Origin of the sequence: Rhizobium sp. AN80A (genome assembly GCF_030053015.1) — a bacterium.
Classification (GTDB): domain Bacteria; phylum Pseudomonadota; class Alphaproteobacteria; order Rhizobiales; family Rhizobiaceae; genus Rhizobium; species Rhizobium metallidurans.
Genome location: NZ_JASJPX010000003.1, coordinates 2,559,142 through 2,575,916 on the forward strand (window position 1 = coordinate 2,559,142; position 16,775 = coordinate 2,575,916).

Annotated in this window: 18 protein-coding genes and 1 pseudogene; 7 read left to right on the forward strand and 12 right to left on the reverse strand. The window is 64.6% G+C overall.

Annotation, left to right across the window (positions count from 1 at the left end):
* Positions 1–90: 90 nt before the first annotated feature.
* Positions 91–1,077, forward strand: coding sequence for a Gfo/Idh/MocA family oxidoreductase (locus P3R82_RS24295; protein WP_283195644.1), 987 nt, complete (start codon positions 91–93; stop codon positions 1,075–1,077).
* On the opposite strand, the pseudogene P3R82_RS24300 reads toward P3R82_RS24295, so the two are convergent.
* Positions 1,078–1,456, reverse strand: a pseudogene (locus tag P3R82_RS24300) (GtrA family protein).
* Entirely contained in the window at positions 1,453–2,466 is a 1,014-nt protein-coding gene (locus P3R82_RS24305; RefSeq protein ID WP_283195645.1) for a glycosyltransferase, read from the reverse strand. The pseudogene P3R82_RS24300 and the gene P3R82_RS24305 overlap by 4 nt, the downstream one beginning before the upstream one ends.
* Before the next feature lie 196 nt (positions 2,467–2,662).
* On the opposite strand from P3R82_RS24305, the gene P3R82_RS24310 reads away from it, so the two are divergent.
* Positions 2,663–4,489 (forward strand): hypothetical protein, encoded by a 1,827-nt coding sequence (locus tag P3R82_RS24310; protein WP_283196415.1) that lies wholly within the window; start codon positions 2,663–2,665, stop codon positions 4,487–4,489.
* Positions 4,490–4,510: 21 nt separating this feature from the next.
* Here P3R82_RS24310 and P3R82_RS24315 read toward each other — a convergent pair whose 3' ends face one another.
* Entirely contained in the window at positions 4,511–4,747 is a 237-nt protein-coding gene (locus tag P3R82_RS24315) for a hypothetical protein (protein WP_283195646.1), read from the reverse strand.
* Between the two features lie 91 nt (positions 4,748–4,838).
* A complete protein-coding gene (locus P3R82_RS24320; protein WP_283195647.1) occupies positions 4,839–5,102 on the reverse strand; it encodes a hypothetical protein in 264 nt (87 codons plus the stop codon).
* 218 nt (positions 5,103–5,320) lie between these two features.
* Here P3R82_RS24320 and xseA point away from each other — a divergent pair, with 218 nt between their 5' ends.
* Together xseA and P3R82_RS24330 are read left to right on the forward strand one after the other, a co-directional pair.
* Positions 5,321–6,955, forward strand: coding sequence for an exodeoxyribonuclease VII large subunit (gene xseA / locus P3R82_RS24325; protein ID WP_283195648.1), 1,635 nt, complete (start codon positions 5,321–5,323; stop codon positions 6,953–6,955).
* Positions 6,956–7,105: 150 nt separating this feature from the next.
* Positions 7,106–7,459 (forward strand): hypothetical protein, encoded by a 354-nt coding sequence (locus P3R82_RS24330; RefSeq protein WP_183902493.1) that lies wholly within the window; start codon positions 7,106–7,108, stop codon positions 7,457–7,459.
* A 22-nt stretch (positions 7,460–7,481) separates the two neighbouring features.
* Here P3R82_RS24330 and P3R82_RS24335 read toward each other — a convergent pair whose 3' ends face one another.
* Entirely contained in the window at positions 7,482–7,964 is a 483-nt protein-coding gene (locus P3R82_RS24335; RefSeq protein ID WP_283195649.1) for a MarR family transcriptional regulator, read from the reverse strand.
* A gap of 97 nt (positions 7,965–8,061) precedes the next feature.
* On the opposite strand from P3R82_RS24335, the gene P3R82_RS24340 reads away from it, so the two are divergent.
* On the forward strand, positions 8,062–8,994 hold the full coding sequence (locus tag P3R82_RS24340; RefSeq protein WP_283195650.1) for an EamA family transporter: 933 nt from the start codon (positions 8,062–8,064) through the stop codon (positions 8,992–8,994).
* On the opposite strand, the gene P3R82_RS24345 is transcribed toward P3R82_RS24340, so the two are convergent.
* The 5 genes from P3R82_RS24345 to P3R82_RS24365 all read right to left on the reverse strand — a co-directional run bounded on the left by P3R82_RS24345 (position 8,969) and on the right by P3R82_RS24365 (position 12,885).
* Positions 8,969–10,222: an aminopeptidase gene (locus P3R82_RS24345; protein ID WP_283195651.1), complete on the reverse strand. Its 1,254-nt coding sequence runs from the start codon at positions 10,220–10,222 to the stop codon at positions 8,969–8,971. The genes P3R82_RS24340 and P3R82_RS24345 overlap by 26 nt on opposite strands.
* Before the next feature lie 78 nt (positions 10,223–10,300).
* Positions 10,301–10,774: a Cys-tRNA(Pro) deacylase gene (ybaK, locus tag P3R82_RS24350; protein ID WP_283195652.1), complete on the reverse strand. Its 474-nt coding sequence runs from the start codon at positions 10,772–10,774 to the stop codon at positions 10,301–10,303.
* Between the two features lie 4 nt (positions 10,775–10,778).
* Complete coding sequence (locus P3R82_RS24355) at positions 10,779–11,129, reverse strand: ArsC family reductase (RefSeq protein ID WP_283195653.1); 351 nt, start codon at positions 11,127–11,129, stop codon at positions 10,779–10,781.
* 14 nt (positions 11,130–11,143) lie between these two features.
* Positions 11,144–12,223, reverse strand: a complete 1,080-nt coding sequence (locus tag P3R82_RS24360) for a succinylglutamate desuccinylase/aspartoacylase family protein (protein WP_349294079.1) — start codon at positions 12,221–12,223, stop codon at positions 11,144–11,146.
* A gap of 44 nt (positions 12,224–12,267) precedes the next feature.
* Complete coding sequence (locus P3R82_RS24365) at positions 12,268–12,885, reverse strand: 2'-5' RNA ligase family protein (RefSeq protein ID WP_283195655.1); 618 nt, start codon at positions 12,883–12,885, stop codon at positions 12,268–12,270.
* A 123-nt stretch (positions 12,886–13,008) separates the two neighbouring features.
* On the opposite strand from P3R82_RS24365, the gene P3R82_RS24370 reads away from it, so the two are divergent.
* Positions 13,009–14,238 (forward strand): glycosyltransferase, encoded by a 1,230-nt coding sequence (locus P3R82_RS24370; protein WP_283195656.1) that lies wholly within the window; start codon positions 13,009–13,011, stop codon positions 14,236–14,238.
* Positions 14,239–14,383: 145 nt separating this feature from the next.
* Positions 14,384–14,944 (forward strand): methylated-DNA--[protein]-cysteine S-methyltransferase, encoded by a 561-nt coding sequence (locus P3R82_RS24375; protein WP_283195657.1) that lies wholly within the window; start codon positions 14,384–14,386, stop codon positions 14,942–14,944.
* Between the two features lie 224 nt (positions 14,945–15,168).
* On the opposite strand, the gene gshB is transcribed toward P3R82_RS24375, so the two are convergent.
* Positions 15,169–16,116 carry a glutathione synthase gene (gene gshB / locus P3R82_RS24380; protein ID WP_283195658.1) on the reverse strand — a complete coding sequence of 316 codons (948 nt, stop codon included), beginning with the start codon at positions 16,114–16,116 and terminating at the stop codon, positions 15,169–15,171.
* A gap of 96 nt (positions 16,117–16,212) precedes the next feature.
* Positions 16,213–16,701 (reverse strand): cupin domain-containing protein, encoded by a 489-nt coding sequence (locus tag P3R82_RS24385; protein WP_283196416.1) that lies wholly within the window; start codon positions 16,699–16,701, stop codon positions 16,213–16,215.
* Positions 16,702–16,775 lie beyond the last annotated feature (74 nt).

Below are 16,775 nucleotides of genomic sequence, written 5' to 3' on the forward strand. Positions count from 1 at the left end.
CAGCGCCGTGAATTGTGATCGGGGCATTGCACCGCCGGACCGGGCGTCTCTAAGCTCGCCTCAAAATTCAATGTGGGAGAGGAAATGACCATGCTGCGCTTCGGTATCATGTCGACCGCCAAGATCGGCCGCGAGCTTGTGGTTCCGGCCATCCAGGATGCGGAAAACTGCGTCGTCACGGCAATTGCCAGCCGTGATCTGGCGAGAGCGAGGGAGATGGCCGACCGCTTCTCGGTGCCGCATGCCTTCGGCTCCTACGAGGAGATGCTGGCTTCCGACCTGATCGACGCCGTCTACATCCCGCTGCCGACGGCCCAGCATGTCGAGTGGACGATCAAGGCGGCGGATGCCGGCAAGCATGTGCTCTGCGAAAAGCCTATCGCGCTGAAATCAGACGAGATCGACAGCCTGATCGCGGCGCGCGACCGCAACAAGGTGCTGGTGACGGAGGCCTATATGGTCACCTACGCGCCGGTCTGGCTGAAGGTGCGCCAGCTGATCCGCGACGGCGCCATCGGCACGCTTGTGCATGTGCAGGGCGCGTTCACCTATTTCAACCGCGACCCCGGCAACATGCGCAACATTCCTGAACTCGGCGGCGGCGCGCTGCCCGATATCGGCGTCTATCCGACCATCACCACCCGCTTCGTCACCGGCGAGGAGCCGCGCCGCGTCCAGGCCGTCACCCGCCGCGATCCGGATTTCGGCACCGATATCTATTCCAGCGTCAAGGCGGACTTCGGCGGCTTCGAGCTCAGCTTCTACATCTCCACGCAGATGGCCAACCGCCAGGTCATGGTGTTCCACGGCACGGAAGGTTTCATCGAGGTGAAATCGCCTTTCAACGCCGATCGCTGGGGCGCCGAAGAGATCGAGCTCAGCAACCGCAGCCACAACGAATCCACCACCTTCCGCTTCCCCGACAGCCGCCAGTACAAGCGCGAGGCCGAAGCTTTCGCGCGCGCAGCAAGGGGCGAAGAGCAGGAGATCGTGTCGCTGGAAAGCTCCAGGCTCAGCCAGAAATTCATCGACGCCATCTATCGCGCCAGCGAGAAGGACGGGTGGGAGACGGTTTGATTATTTCTCGCGGAAGACGAAGCGCGAGTAGCCGAAGAAGCTGAAGACAGTTGCCGCGGCGGTGGCGAACACCATCGCCGCCAGCGGCTGCAGGTCGGGCATGGAAAGAAGCAGCGCTGAGTAGAGCCCGTAATTGACCAGTGCGGCCGTGATCCCGACCGAGCCGTAGCGAAACCCTTCGGCAGCCAGCAGAATCTCCGGAGCGCTCGAATGTGAAGGTCCGATTGAAGACAAAGGTCGTCGCCATGGCAAGCGCGATGGCGATTAGACGGCCGATGAAGGGTCCGATCGGCGTTGTGTGCAACAGAAGCATGAGCACACCGGCGTCGACGATGAAGCCCAGCCCGCCGGCGATGCCGAAGCGCAGCAGTTTCTTCACGCGGCACCTGCCTGAGAGGGCTGCCTGCGAATGTCGATCTCTTCGAGCTCGGAGGCAAAGCCGTTGCCCAGGAGGTGTGATGCATCGAGGCTCATATACTGCACGCGCATCTGCTCTGCGCGCGAGCGGGCGACCGAATCGAGGATCACGCCGGCGGTAAACATCATGAACGAGATCATCATCAGCGCCATCGACAGAACCCAGGTGGGCATGCGGTTGACGAGGCCGGTCTGGAAATACTCGGCGAGAACCGGCGTCATGAAGCCAAGGCTCGCCGTCATGAACAGGGCGCTCAGGATGCCGAAGAAGGCGAAGGGGCGGGTTTCCTTCATCAGCATGGCGAACATCCAGAGGATCTTGGCGCCGTCCTTGAAGGTCGATAGCTTGGAGTGCGAGCCCTCGGGCCGGCGGCCGTAGTCGAGCTCCAGCTCGCTCACCGGCAGCTTCAGCCGCGAGGCGTGAACCGACATCTCCGTCTCGATCTCGAAGCCGGCGGAGACCGCCGGGAAGCTTTTCACGAAACGCCGCGAAAACACCCGGTAGCCGGAGAAGATATCGGTGAAGTCGGGCCCGAAGATGGTGCGGTACAGGATGTTGAAGATGCGGTTGCCGAAGGCGTGGCCGTGGCGGCCGGCGTCGTCGTGCACGCCGCGGCGCGTGCCGACAACCATGTCGGCGCGTTCCGACAGCAGCGTGCGGATCAGCTCCTCGGCGTCCTCGGGCGAATAGGTGCCGTCGCCGTCGGCCATGATGTAGATGTCGGCGTCGATATCGGCGAACATGCGGCGCACCACATGGCCCTTGCCCTGGCGTCGCTCGCGGACGACATGGGCGCCCGCCAGCATCGCGCGCAGCGCCGTGCCGTCGGTGGAGTTGTTGTCGTAGACATGAACAGCCGCATCCGGCAGCGCCGCCTTGAAGCCGCGCACGACAGCCCCGATCGTCGCCGCCTCGTTAAAGCAGGGAAGCAGCACGGCGACGCTCAGATTGTCGATACGCGATCCAGTCATGATCACACCCGTCAGGAGGAATTTGCGGCAAGTCTAAAGCAGGGCCGTTAACAAGTGCCTATGAGGAGCGGGCGGCGTTGTTCGAGCGCCGGCCGCGAAACCTCAAGTTCCTTGATTTTACGCTTTCTTGATAGGCTGACCGTAAAGTCTCGCCGCATGCAATGACGAGATATGCTTCATGGCGACCGTTGCCCCGATGACTGGCGAACCGACATCCATATCCCTGCGCGAAAGGCTGCAACGGCAGGCGACGCGCCTCTGGCCCTGCGTTTTCGCCTATGGCGCGCTGCTGGTGATCGCCATCCTGGCGCTCCATCTTCCCAACGCCAAGGACTATGTCGGCGCCGACAACGACGACGCCATGCGGCTGGTCCAGGTTCGCGATTTCCTGAACGGGCAAAGCTGGTTCGACCTCATGCAGTACCGCATGGGTCTCGGCAACGGCACGCTGATGCACTGGTCGCGGCTGATAGACCTGCCGATCGCCACGCTGATCAAGCTCTTCGGATATGTCCTGCCGGCGCAGCGCGCCGAGGCCGCGGCGCTGTTCGTCTGGCCGCTCTCGATTCTCGTTCCCAGCCTATGGGGCATGGGCCTTGCCGGCCGGCGTGTCGGTGGCGTGTTCGGCATGCATATCGCGCTGGCTCTCACCGCCTTCCTGCTGGTCGCCAGCAATCGCTTCCTGCCGGGCTCCATCGATCATCACAACGTCCAGTTCGCCCTCGTGGCGATCATGACGGCCATGCTTCTCGACGAAAGGCACCGGCCTGTCAGCTACGCGATCGCAGGATTTTCGGCGGCGCTGGCGATTGCGATCGGGGCCGAGACCACGCCCTTCGTCGCCGGCGTCTGCCTCATCGTCTCGCTTGCATGGGCCTGGGACGGCAAGCCCTTCGCCTCGGCCGCCAAGGCCTTCGGCCTGACATTGGCGCTGTCGATCAGCCTGATGTTCTTCGGCACGGTGCCGCCGAGGCTCTATTCGACCGTGACCTGCGACAACCTTTCGCTCGGCTATTACAGCCTGGCGGCGATCGGCGGCGGCCTATTGCTGTTCGCCGCCGCGTTGGCGAGCGGTATGGGCCGCGTGATGCGTTTCGTCGTGCTTGGCGGCGTCGGCGCGACCGTGGCGGCATCGGCGCTGGTGATCGCGCCGCAGTGCCTGCGCAACCCGTTGTCCGATCTCGACCCGATGCTGATCGATCTCTGGCTCAACAATATCCAGGAGGCGCAGTCCTTCATCGGCTCCATGCGCCAGGACCCCTATACGATCGGCTTCTTCTATGCGACGGGCCTGTTCGGCATCGCCGTCTGCATCTTCCGGCTCTTCCATGCCGATCGCGTGCGCATCCATCTCATCCTGCTGTGCCTGCTCGGCCTCAGCTGGGCCATCGCGGTCGTTCAGATCCGGGGCTCGAGCTTCTCCAATCAGCTCGCCATCTTCCCTCTCGCGATGCTGATCATCGACATGCGCCGCGTCTCCAATGCCAACAGGCAAAACAGCGCCGCCGCGCTGGGCTATATCCTGACCGTGCTCCTCAGCGTCGCATCCGTCTGGGGTCTGGTCGGCGGCTTTATCAGCAGCCGGGTCGACAACAGCCAGGCCGAACTGGCCGCGGCGAAGGAGAAGCCCAGCTGCAACTCGGCCGAGGCGATCGCGCCGCTGGCCTACCTGCCGCCCGGCCTCGTCGCCGCGCCATCGGATATGGGCGTGTGGATCCTGCGCTTCACCCGCAACCGTATCCTGTCGGCCCCCTATCATCGCAATCAGGGCGGCATGCTGACGGAGCTGCATATCGGGCTGGCGACGCCGACGGAGGCGGAAGCCTTCATCCGCGGCGCCGGTGTCACCACCCTCGCCTTCTGCCGTGATTACCCGCAGACCCGCGAGATCGCCAGGATGAAGCCGGATGGCCTCTACGCCCAGCTGGAAAAGGGCAACGTCCCGCCCTACCTGCTGGCGCTGCCAAGGCCCGAGGGCTCGCCGGTGCAGTTCTTCACCTATGTGCCGAGCGGATCGCGATGACGGGCGGTGGATGGCAGACTGCTAGACGAGGCGCGCTCTCTTGCGGGCACGCCCGATCAGGTGCAGGCCGAGGAGGCAGGCGAGCAGGCTGATATTGTAGAAGACGATGGCGACCGCGAGATCGATGATGTCGGTCGGCCCGAGAAGCGCGGCGCAGATATAGCTTGCGCAGATGAGCAAGCCCACGAGAACCATGGAAAAGATATTGCGCATCGGAGCTGTCGCGATGCCAAGTGCCGTTGCGATCAGAGCAATCATCAGCGTCTCCCGAATCACCTCACTATACGTCCGCTGCTTTTGACGGACAATTAACGCTTCGGCAATATTCGCGGTTCCGAATATTTTGCGCTCAGACAAGTCCGATGAGACCGCTGGCCGTGGTGCCGGATGCGCGCACCCGCGCCACCCGCAACGGCAAAAGCGCGCCGTCGGCCACGCCCTGGAACGTCAGAACCGCGCCGGATGCCATCTCCACCGCAAGGCTGCCGCCCAAGCCGACATAAAGCGCGCGCGTGGTTTCCGGCAGCGCCAGCGTGTCGTCGGGCGTGATGGCGAAGCCCGTGCTGGCCGGGCCTGTCAGCGAGGGGGTGTGGGAGGCAAAGCGATCGGACATGGGAAGCTCCTTGGTTGCTCGTGCAATCATGGCGCCCTCAGGCAAAACGGGGAAAATCGAAAGCCGCTTCGACGCGCGGTGTGGCCTTGTTCTCTCATCAAGTCATTGAAACGGAATGATTGTTTTCGCCGAGCGGAGTGATGGACATTGCCGAAGCCGCGAAAAACCTCCCCGCTCACGGGGCTGCGCTCACGCGGTTCTTCGGCTAGAACTGCGCCATGAGCAGCTTCTTCGACAATGATTCGCCGAGCAATCTCACCGAATATTCGGTGTCGGAACTGTCGGGTTCGATCAAGCGGACCGTCGAGACGGCCTTCGACCAGGTACGCGTGCGTGGCGAGATCTCCGGCTATCGCGGCCCACACTCGTCGGGACACGCCTATTTCTCGCTGAAGGATGACCGCGCCCGCATCGACGCGGTGGTCTGGAAGACGAGCTTTTCGCGCCTGAAGGTCCGCCCCGAAGAGGGGATGGAAGTGATCGCCACGGGCAAGATCACCACCTTTCCGGGCTCCTCCAAATACCAGATCGTCATCGAGACGCTGGAGCCGGCCGGCGCCGGCGCGCTGATGGCGCTGATCGAGGAGCGCAAGCGCAAGCTCGGCGCCGAGGGTCTGTTCGATCCCGCCCGCAAGCGGCCGCTGCCCTTCATGCCCCGCGTTATCGGCGTCGTGACCTCGCCCACCGGCGCCGTCATCCGCGACATCCTCCACCGCATCTCCGATCGCTTCCCCGTGCATGTCGTCGTCTGGCCGGTGAAGGTGCAGGGCGAGGGCTCGGGCGAGGAGGTGGCGAACGCCATTCGCGGCTTCAACGCCTTCGAGCCGCATGGACCGACACCGCGTCCCGATGTCCTGATCGTCGCGCGCGGCGGCGGCAGCCTCGAGGATCTCTGGAGCTTCAACGACGAGATCGTGGTGCGTGCCGCCGCCGAAAGCCGGATACCGCTGATCTCCGCCGTCGGCCACGAGACCGACTGGACGCTGATCGACTACGCCGCCGACGTTCGCGCGCCGACACCGACGGGGGCCGCCGAAATGGCCGTGCCGGTCAAGGCCGAGCTTCAGGCGCAGCTCTCGGGTCTTTCGGCCAGGCTGCAGGGCAGCACGCTGCGGCAGATGGACCAGCGCCGGCAGCAGGTGCGGGCGCTGGTGCGGGCGCTGCCCTCGCTCGACCAGCTTCTGGCGCTGCCGCGTCGCCGCTTCGATGAGGCAGCATCCGGCCTCGGTCGCGGGCTCGAGCTCAATACACTGAACAAGCGCCGCAGCTTCGAGCGCACGGCGGCGCATCTGCGCCCCGACATGCTGTCGAACCGGATCGCCGAGCGCCGCCAGATGCTTTACGAGCGCATGACGCGGGCCGAGCGCACCGTCGAGCGGCTGATCGACCGCTCGAAATCGCGCATCGGCCGCGCCGACGCGGCACTGGCGGCGCTGCCATCCCGGCTGAAGAGCCAGACATCGCGCATGCGCGACCGCCTCGCCAACCTGTCGCGCAGCGCCGACACGGCGGTGCGCCACCAGCTGGTGCGGGCGCGCGGCGAACTCTCCGCGCAGGAGCGCATGCTGCAATCGCTCTCCTACAAGAACGTGCTGAAACGCGGCTATGCCGTCATTCGCGACGAGGACAACCGCCCGGTCTCCGAGGCGGCGATGTTGTCGGCGGGATCGGGCATCTCGATCGAGTTTTCCGACGGCCGCATCGGTGCCATTACCACCGAGGGCGGCGAACCGCCGGCAGGCGCCCGCAAGCGCGGCGCCAGATCGGCGGAGCCGAAAGCAACCGAGCCCAGGCCGGCCGCCTCCAAGACAGCCGACCCGACGGTGCCGCCGAAACAGGGCAGCCTGTTCTGACGTCATCGGCGTGATGCGTGGCATCGGGCGATCACCAAATAGTGGTGCGGCACGCGCATCCGGGCGTTTAAAAAATCTTGCAGGACGCCTATGTGGATTGAAAGGGCGGCGTTTTGCGCCGCTTTGATGATGCGACGTGGAGACAATGCGTTGAAAAGAATTTTGCCCGCTCTGCTTATGGTCGGCGCCGTTGCCGGCGCGCTTTCCGCTTTCTTGCCCGCCGCGCCCGTGATGGCGGGCCAGTCGAAGGTGTCGGAGTTCGTCTTCGGCAAGGCCTACAATGACGGCGTCACGGCCATCCGCATCACGTCGGCCTCGCAGCGCGACCAGCCGCTGCCGCTGTCGCTGCGCCACCCCATGCCCTCAGGCATTCGCGAGGCGCAGGCAACCGTCAGCGCCGACAAGCGCCTGATGCAGGCGATCGCCGATCGCGGCATCGCACTGAAGAATGTCATCCAGGTGCAGCGGGCGCTGAACGGCGCCCACGTCATCTACTACAGGTAAATTCACGGCCGGCGGCGTCGCTCTATTCGAACGCCGCCAGAAACTTCCGAAGCAGCGCGTCGAGCGCCGCCTTCTCGTCGTCATCGAGCGTTTCGGTCAGCCGCTTTTGGTTGGCGACATGCGCGAGAACCGCCTCGTCGATGATGCCGAGCCCCTTGTCGGTCAGCGCGATCAGGACGCTGCGCCGGTCGTGCGGATTGATCACGCGCTCCACCAGCCCGGACTTCTCCAGCTGGTCGATGCGGTTGGTCATCGTGCCGGAGCTCACCATCGTCATCTCGAGCAGGTCGCCCGGCGACATCCGGTAAGGCGCGCCGGAGCGGCGCAGCGTCGCCAGCACGTCGAAGGCCGATGACGACAGGCCGTGGCTCTGCAGCACCTGTTCGACCTCGCGCCCGACATGCGTCGCCAGCCGCTTCATGCGTCCGAGCAGTCCCATCGACCGGGTCTCGAGCTCCGGCCGCTCGCGGGCCCATTGCTGCAGTATCCTGTCGACGCGGTCCATCTGTTCACTCCTTGTTGAATGAGCTCTATCGCGATGTGTCTTGACGTCAAGATAAATCGGCATAGGGTCGATTTATCTTGAGGTAGAGATACTTGATGTGAAGAAAAATACGACCTACGCCGCCGACGTGCTGGCAACCGCGCTCGCGCCCGCCATATGGGGCAGCACCTATGTGGTCACGACGTCCTATCTTCCGCAGGGCTATCCGCTGACGACAGCCATGCTGCGGGCGCTGCCGGCGGGGCTTTTGCTGCTCATGGTGGTTCGCAGGCTGCCCGAGGGTATCTGGTGGTTTCGCGCTCTCGTGCTCGGCGCGCTGAACTTCTCGTTCTTCTGGACGATGCTCTTCGTTTCGGCCTACCGGCTGCCCGGCGGCGTCGCCGCGACGGTCGGCGCCATCCAGCCGCTGATCGTGATCGTGCTCTCGCGCTTCGTGCTCGGCCGGCCGATCAAGGCGCTGGCGGTTTTGGCCGGCCTTTTCGGCATGGCGGGTGTGGGGCTGCTGGTGCTGACGCCGGGCGCGGCGCTCGATCCGACAGGCGTGATCGCCGGCCTTGCCGGCGCCGTCTCCATGGCCTTCGGCACGGTGCTCACGCGCCGCTGGACGCCTGATGTCTCCAGCCTCACCTTCACCGCCTGGCAGTTGACGGCGGGTGGCCTGCTGCTGGTGCCGGTGGCGCTGATCGCCGAGCCGGCACTGCCGCCGCCGACGCTTGAAAGCCTGCTCGCATTCCTGTGGCTCGGCCTGATCGGCGCCGCCTTCACCTACATGCTGTGGTTTCGCGGTCTCGCCCGCATCGAGCCTTCCGCCGCGTCCTCGCTGGGCTTCCTCAGCCCCGTCGTCGCCACGCTTCTCGGCTGGCTGGCGCTTGGCCAGGTGCTGACGCCCGCCCAGCTTTGCGGCTTCGCAATGGTGCTGGCGAGCGTCTGGTTCAGTCAGCGGGTCTCGATGCCCGCCAGATTGGACGTTAAGGTCAGCGTCGAGCCGGTGACCGAGCCGGCCGTTACGCCCACTCGCCCTGCCGCATGACGGGAACCTTCGATCCGTCGGCCCTGATACCGTCGATATCGACCTGGCCGGAGCCGATCATCCAGTCGATGTGGATCAGGCTGGAATTGCCGCCCTGCGCCTTGATCTGGTCCTGGCTGAGCTTGGCGCCATCGAGGAAGCACTTGGAATAGCACTGGCCGAGCGCGATGTGGCACGAGGCATTTTCATCGAACAGCGTGTTGTAGAACAGGATGCCGCTGGCGGAAATCGGCGAGGAATGCGGCACCAGCGCCACTTCGCCGAGCCGGCGCGCGCCTTCGTCCGTATCGAGCACCTTGTTCAGCACCTCTTCGCCGCGCGACGCCTTCGCCTCGACGATCCGGCCGCCCTCGAACTTGACGCGGATATTATCGATCAGCGTGCCCTGGTGCGACAAAGGCTTGGTGCTCGACACGTAACCCTCGACGCGCAGCGCATGCGGCGTCGTGAACACTTCTTCCGTCGGGATGTTCGGGTTGCAGGTAATGCCGTTCTTGGCGGTCGAGGCGCCGCCGTGCCACTCGTGGCCATCGGCAAGCCCGACCGTCAGATCCGTGCCCGGGCCGGTGAAATGCAGGGCGGCGAAACGCTCGCCGTTCAGCCAGCTCGAGCGCTTCGCGAGGTTGGCGTTATGCTCCGCCCAGGCGGCGATGGGGTCCTCGACATCGACGCGCGAGGCGGCGAAAATCGCCTTGGCGAGCCTGGCGACCGCGATCGGCTCGGGATCATTGGGGAACACCAGCTTTGCCCAGGCCGGGTTCGGATAGGAGACGATGTTCCAGTTGATGTCGAAATTGGAGATCTTCTCGAGCGCCGGCTTGTAGGCCGTCGACATCGCCCGGTTGGCACGGCCGACCTTGGCGGGGTCCTGCTCGGAGAGCATCATCGGATTGTCACCGGCAACCGCGAGCCGCGCCGCCCCGTTCGCATAGGCCTTCGCCATGCCCTCGTAGAGCCAGCCGGACGCCCGGTCGAAGCTCGCGTCATTGGCATATTGATAGCGCGCCAGCGTCGATTCCTCGTCGGCATAAAAGGCGCTGACCAGGCCGGCCCCGGCCATATAGGCATGCTTGGTGATCTGGCGTACGAGCGGCAGCGCGACGACCGGCGCGGTGATCACGAGATCCTGGCCGCTCTGCAGCTGCAGCCCGACCTTGACGGCGACTTCGGCGAGCTTGTCGAGCTTGATGGGGTCCACGGCGTTATCGCCCTGCGGCATGTAATTCATGATCGATCACCTTCTGAAACGAACGGACAGGGCTAGAGATTTAGACCCCTTTGCGGCGAAATTGAAGCTGGAAGACAATCAGGCGACGAGCGCAGCCGCCGTCGCCTTCAACACGTCGAGCGCATCCTTCGGTGCCAGCCTGACCTGCAATCCGCGCTGCCCACCATTGATATAGACGAGGGCTTCGCTCATGGCCGCTTCCTCGATTGCCGTTGGCACGAGCTTCTTCTGGCCAAACGGGCTGATGCCGCCAACGTGGTAGCCGGTCAGCCGCTCGGCATCCGCCGGCTTCATCATGTTCGCCGACTTGCTCTTGAAGGCGGCGGCGAGCTTTTTCATGCTGACCTCGCGGTCGGAGGGGACGACGACGCAGACTGCTTTGCCGTCCACCTCGGCCATCAGCGTCTTCAGCACGCGGTGCGGCTCCTCGCCGAGCGCTTCGGCCGCCTGCAGCCCGATGCGCTCGGCGTTCGGGTCGTACTCATAGGTGTGGACGGTGAAGGCCACCTTGGCCTTTTCCAGAACCTGTGTCGCCCGCGTCGTCTTCGACATTTGATCAGCCCTTGAAGAACCCGCCATAAATCTCCGGCTTGAAGCCGACCAGAAGCTTGCCGTCGGCCTCGACAACCGGCCGCTTGATCATCGACGGCTGCTCCAGCATCAGCGCGATCGCCTTCTCGCGATCGAGGTTTTCGCGGGCGTCATCCGGCAGCTTGCGGAAGGTCGTGCCGGCGCGGTTGAGCACCGTTTCCCAGCCCGCTTCCTGCGTCCACTTTTCCAGATGCGCCCGGTCGATGCCCGACGCCTTGTAGTCGTGGAAATCATAGCCGACGTCGTGCTCTTCCAGCCAGGTGCGGGCCTTCTTCATCGTGTCGCAATTCTTGATGCCATAGATGGTGACGGTCATTCGGTTCTTCCCAATCAGTTTTCCAGCGCGCCGGGCTTGCGCACGACCTTGCTGGCCGCTCCGCAGGCGATCTTCATCAGGTCGGCGCGTCGGCGCACCAGCCGCGACGAGGTGCGGGTGACGATAAGCCCCGCCTGCGGCGCGCGCACCTCGATCGCGCCATCGGCCATGCCGGGCCGGGTGAGAATGGTCGCGAGCAGCTCGCCTTCCTTGATCTCCTCGCCGATGTTTCGATGGAAGAGCACGGTGCCGGCCTCGGGCGCGCGGATCATCTCGATATTGTCGAGCGGCACGGCAGGGCCGGTGAAGGGCGCAAGCGTGACTTGACGGGCGATGGCGCCGCGCGCGGCGAGGAAGTTGAACAGCCCCTCGGCATCCTTCCTCGCCATCTCGGGATAGACGTCGCGCATGCCGCGAAGCTCGACGGTGACCGAGAGCTTGCCCGGCAACCGCGTCTTCTTCTCTTGCGTCTCGTGCTTCCAGGCATAGCCGATCGCCTCCTCGAAGGCGGAGCTTTCGCCATCCGACAAAAGCACCGCTTCCATGTCGAGTGCCGCGGCAAGATCGGCCGCCTCCGGCCAGAAGGCCTCGTCGATATAGGCATATTGCAGCGATTCATCGTCGCAATGCAGGTCGATCACCAGGTCCGCTTCGAGCGCCATGTGCATCAGCTGCCGCTTCAGCCGGTCGACGGCGTTGTAGCGATCAAGCTCGGCCACCAGCCCGTCGCGATCCTTGACCGAGATCAGCGGGAACTCGCGGTTGAAATTGGTGCGCGTGCTGAGATCGAACCGGCCCTGCAGCTCGCCGAAATGCGATTGCGCGGCGCCGATGGGATTGGCATGCGGGATGATCGTGATGTCGCTTCGGATTTCGCCGGCGCTTTCGGCCGCGCGCAGCTTTTCGCAGAGGAAATGCACCAGCGCCGTGCCCGGCAGCTCGTTGGCATGCAGCGCCGCCTGGATATGGATCTTCGGCGCCTTCGGGTCGCTACCCTTGAAGCGCAGCACCGGCAGCCGCCACTCCATTCCCGCCGTATCGCCTGAAATGATGATCTCGGACCTATCCATCTTTGTCTCCGCTGCTGCTGTCATTGCTGCAGCAGCTTTAAGCGCGTTCCGATGCGTGAGGCAAGCGGTCAGCCGCGTTCGCGAAGCGGCCAACTCGCGACAGGCTCGTAGGTCGGCTCACCCCGCCGCTTGTGCAAGAGTACGAACTCCCGCGCGGGCATGACGACCGGCGCGGCAAGCACGGTCTTAGCCACCGTCTCATCGGCATAAAACAGCGTCGCATGCGGTTGGAAATCGGCTTTCACATATGGGTCGCAGCCAATCGCGTTCATCTCGATCCCGATCCGGATATGCAACTGCCGCAGCAGTTCCCGCCCGCCATTGCCCGAGAGCACGATGGCGTTGCGCGACGCGGTTCTGAACGTCGCGACATGATCGAAGCTGAGGTCGAACCGGCAGGCATTGACCGCCGACGCTGCCTGGCAAGCCGCGAAGATCATCTCGTCCTTGATCTTCGCGGCGCTGGCGACGCCATAGAGCGAAACGTGCAGCCGCTCGGGCGAGAGGGGAGAAAGCAGCCCGCCATGCTCCCTCTGCAGGCGCGCCTGTATCTCAAGGCAGGCCTGGCACGCATCGGGATCCGGCAGGATCGCGAAAAACAGGTTGTCTTTGCCAAATCTTGACGATTGCCGGTGCATCCTGCGGTTTGCGAAATCGAAGGACGATTGCGTGTTCTGTTCGTGCACGACCAACCACCGGAGTATCCGCCCCGCCTCTGTCTATCCAGGCAATGCGGCGATGGTTGCAGGTGAATCGGGGAAATCAAGAGCAGAAGAAGAACGCGCGATATCTGTGCCGGGAGTCTGTTCATGCGTATCCTGATGGCCTGCGCGGCCTTTCCGCCCTTTATCGATGGCGGCGGCCCGATTTCGGCGATGATGGTCGCCAAGCTCCTGATCGCGGCTGGCCACGACCTCGAAGTCGTCAACGTCTCTGGCGAGGACCGGCGCGAGATCTATGACGGCGTGCCCGTGCGCCGCCTGAAGACGCTGAACATCGACTGGAATTACCGGCTTCCGCGGCCGGGCTGGAAGAAGCTGATCTGGCACGCGCTGGAGAATTTCAATCCGCGCGCCTACCTCGTCATGCGCCGCGAAATCCGCCGCTTCAAGCCGGATATCGTGCTGACCGACAGCATCGAAAACATCAACGTCGCCACCTGGGCGGCGGCCAAGCGTTCAGGCGTGCCGGTCTGCCATATCCTGCGCAGCGCCTTTCTCCTCTGCTGGAAGGCCAGCATGCGGCGCGGCGACGACAATTGCGTGCGTGCCTGTTCCTCCTGCCAGGTCTCTTCCTATGGCAAGAAATTCTTCTCGCGCTATGTCGATGCCGTGATCGGCGAGACCGATTTCATCATCGGCCGCCACACCGAGCATGATTATTTCCCCAACGCCAGCACCCACCGCGTGCCCGGCGCCGTTCCGCCGATCGCCCGCGGCGAGCCGCGCAAGGCGCCCGAGGGACCGATGCGCTTCGGCTTCATCGGCGTGCATGATCCGGTCAAGGGCCTCGATACGCTCGCCCGCGCCGCCCACCGGCTGGTCAACGACCAGAACGTCCGCTTCGTCATCGCCGGCAGCGCCAAGAGCGATTACTCGAAGTCGTTGCCGCAGAAATTTCCCGGCGAGAATACGAAGTTTCTCGGCTGGACCAAGCCCGAGGATTTCTTCCCCCAGATCGACGTGCTGGTGGTGCCCTCGCTCTTCCGCGAACCCTTCGGCCGCGTGGTGATCGAGGCCTTCGCGCAAGGCGTTCCCGTCATCGGCGCCCGCTCCGGTGGCATCCCCGAGTCCATTGATCCCGGCAAGGACGGCTATCTGTTCGATCCCGGCGACGACAAGGCGCTGGCCGCAGAGATCGCCTCCATGGCGGCAAGGCCTGAGACCATTCCGGCGCTGTCGCGCGCCGCGCTCGAGGCCGCACGCCGCTACGAGCCGCAAAAGATCGCCGCCGGCTTCGACGCCGTCTTCGCCAAATTGCGCCCGGATCTCGCAAAGCCGCCGCAGGACGAGGCCGAGCCCCGGCAGGCGCGCGGCTGACGGCTTGCTGGCTGCGACTGCGCCGGAAACGAGCCCACAGGAAACGACAGCGCAAGAAACGGGTTGAATTCCTGGCCGGCAGGCACGATTTTCGGGTGAGGCCGATCTTATGGCCGACAAGCTTCGATATCGGGAGGCGAGACCCATGGCCCAGCAGGCACAGCATTACGCCATCTTCGAAACCGCGGGCGGCTTCTGCGGCATCGCCTGGAACGCCATCGGCATCACCCGCTTCCAGTTGCCGACCTCAGGCGCGGACGCCACCGAACGCCTGCTGCTCCGCCGTGTCCCCGATGCCGAGCCGGCATCCCCGACGCCTGACATCGCGCTGGCCATCGCCGCCGTGAAGCGCTACTTCGCCGGCGAGCCGACCGACTTCTCCGATCTCGCGCTCGATCTCGTCGGCCAGGACGATTTCTTCCGCGACATCTACGTCGCCGCCCGCCGCCTGCGCTGGGGCGAAACGACGACATACGGCGCGCTCGCCAGAGAGCTCGGCCACGGCCCCGAAGCCGCCCGCGACGTCGGCCAGGCGATGGCCAAGAACCCCATCGCGCTGATCATCCCCTGCCACCGCGTTCTCGCCGCCGGCAACAAGATCGGCGGCTTCTCGGCCCCCGGCGGATCCGTGTCGAAGGCCCGCATGCTGGAGCTGGAGGGTGTGAAACTGGCGCCGCCGAAGCCGGTGCAGCAGTCGTTGTTTTGAGGGGCGGTGTCGATTGCCCGCGTCGGCCATCGATGCCGGACGCGTTGAGGCGTGACTGGACACTCGGGACAGTCATATCAATGCAAGGTTCAAGGATAAGCTCGGCCAGCAGAGTTGGTGACGGTCATGGACGTGGCGCCCTCGCTGACGGTCGGCGCCGTTGTGGCCGCGCTTGCGGTCGGCGGCACCTCACGGGCGCCGCCCTTCCGAGACCGTCGTCCGCCTTACGCGCTCTTGCGCTCGATCGCGTCCCACAACAGGCTGGCGATGTCGGCGCCGCCGAATTTCTTGACTTCGCGGATGCCTGTCGGCGAGGTGACGTTGATCTCGGTCATGTAGTCGCCGATGACGTCGATGCCGACAAGCAAGAAGCCGCGTTCGCGCAGCGCCGGGCCGATGCGGGCGCAGATTTCCTTTTCGCGCGCGGTGAGCTCGGTCGCCTCCGCGCGGCCGCCGACATGCATGTTGGAGCGGCTGTCGTGCTCGGCCGGAACGCGGTTGATGGCACCGACAGGCTCGCCGTCGACGAGCAGGATGCGCTTGTCGCCCTTGCGCACGTCGGGAAGATATTGCTGGGCGATGAAGGGCTCGCGGAAGAGCTGGCCGAACATTTCGAGCAGCGAGGAGAGGTTGCGGTCGTCCCTGGTCGAATGGAAGACGCCGGCGCCGCCATTGCCGTAGAGCGGCTTCAGGATGATGTCGCCCATCTCGTCGCGGAACCGGCGGATCTCGGCGGCGTCCTTGGTGATCAGCGTCCTCGGCATCAGGTCGGCGAACTCGGTGACGAAGATCTTCTCCGGCGAATTGCGCACCCAGGCCGGGTCGTTGACGACGAGCGTCTTTGGATGGATGCGCTCGAGCAGGTGGGTCGAGGTGATGTAGGACATGTCGAAAGGCGGGTCCTGGCGGAGCAGGATCACGTCCATGGTCGACAGATCGACGCGCTCGGGCGCGCCGAGCTCGAAATGGTCGCCCTTGATGTCGCGCAGCGTCATCGGCTCGACCGAGGCATAGAGCTTGCCGTCGAGGAAGCTCAGGCGGTCGGGCGTGTAGTGGAAAAGCTTGTAGCCGCGGGTCTGCGCCTCGAGGCTCATGGCAAAGGTGGAGTCGCCCGCGATGTTGATGGAGGCGACATGGTCCATCTGGACCGCTACGTTCTTGATCTTGGCCATTTCCGTCCCTTAGCGATTGCCGGACAGATGTAGGCCGCCGAGATCGCGAACGCAACGGCCAACGGACGGCTTTTGTGGCGCCGGACGACAAGTCCCTCAGGCGGCGATGCCCTGCTGTGCATTGCCACGCAACAGCTTGCGCAGGCGGTAGGCGAAGGCCACCGGTTTCGGGAAGGGCTTGCGCAGGAAGGCGACCTTGCGGACGTAGTTGTCGACCCGCCAGCTGGCCCAGGTGCCGCCGGCGAAGAAGGCGACGTCGCCGGCGCGCAGGATGCGCTCGGTGCCGTCGTCGGCGGTGATGTGGACCTCGCCCTCGAGGATCATCACCGTTTCGTCCCAGCCGAAGAACCAGCGGAACTCACCCGCCGTGCAGTCCCAGATCGCCGTCAGCGCCGCATCGTCGTGACCGCGCGAGTGCTCGCCGGTGCGCGCCCGCGGATCGCCCGCGACGATCCAGTCCGGATTGATCGGCGTCGATTTCATGTCGATGAGATCGCTCGAATGCGCGACAAAGGATTTGCCGCGCGGAAATGCCACGATATCGGGCATGGAGCGGGCGGCCAGGGCCATCGCGCTCGCGAACATAAGATGCAAAGATGCCACCGGAACCCCCTGAGTGCACTATCCCCTGGGGTGGGGATAGCAGAGAGTCCTGACAG

Bases quoted from the DNA above. Each gene is read 5' to 3' on its own strand.
- P3R82_RS24335 (WP_283195649.1), bottom strand. From the start codon at position 7,964: ATGGACCGCGTCGACAGGATACTGCAGCAATGGGCCCGCGAGCGGCCG.
- gshB (WP_283195658.1), bottom strand. From the start codon at position 16,116: ATGGCCAAGATCAAGAACGTAGCGGTCCAGATGGACCATGTCGCCTCC.
- xseA (WP_283195648.1), top strand. From the start codon at position 5,321: ATGAGCAGCTTCTTCGACAATGATTCGCCGAGCAATCTCACCGAATAT.
- P3R82_RS24305 (WP_283195645.1), bottom strand. From the start codon at position 2,466: ATGACTGGATCGCGTATCGACAATCTGAGCGTCGCCGTGCTGCTTCCC.
- P3R82_RS24375 (WP_283195657.1), top strand. From the start codon at position 14,384: ATGGCCCAGCAGGCACAGCATTACGCCATCTTCGAAACCGCGGGCGGC.
- P3R82_RS24345 (WP_283195651.1), bottom strand. From the start codon at position 10,222: ATGAATTACATGCCGCAGGGCGATAACGCCGTGGACCCCATCAAGCTC.
- P3R82_RS24355 (WP_283195653.1), bottom strand. From the start codon at position 11,129: ATGACCGTCACCATCTATGGCATCAAGAATTGCGACACGATGAAGAAG.
- P3R82_RS24310 (WP_283196415.1), top strand. From the start codon at position 2,663: ATGACTGGCGAACCGACATCCATATCCCTGCGCGAAAGGCTGCAACGG.
- ybaK (WP_283195652.1), bottom strand. From the start codon at position 10,774: ATGTCGAAGACGACGCGGGCGACACAGGTTCTGGAAAAGGCCAAGGTG.
- P3R82_RS24360 (WP_349294079.1), bottom strand. From the start codon at position 12,223: ATGACAGCAGCAGCGGAGACAAAGATGGATAGGTCCGAGATCATCATT.
- P3R82_RS24385 (WP_283196416.1), bottom strand. From the start codon at position 16,701: ATGTTCGCGAGCGCGATGGCCCTGGCCGCCCGCTCCATGCCCGATATC.
- P3R82_RS24320 (WP_283195647.1), bottom strand. From the start codon at position 5,102: ATGTCCGATCGCTTTGCCTCCCACACCCCCTCGCTGACAGGCCCGGCC.
- P3R82_RS24315 (WP_283195646.1), bottom strand. From the start codon at position 4,747: ATGATTGCTCTGATCGCAACGGCACTTGGCATCGCGACAGCTCCGATG.
- P3R82_RS24295 (WP_283195644.1), top strand. From the start codon at position 91: ATGCTGCGCTTCGGTATCATGTCGACCGCCAAGATCGGCCGCGAGCTT.
- P3R82_RS24370 (WP_283195656.1), top strand. From the start codon at position 13,009: ATGCGTATCCTGATGGCCTGCGCGGCCTTTCCGCCCTTTATCGATGGC.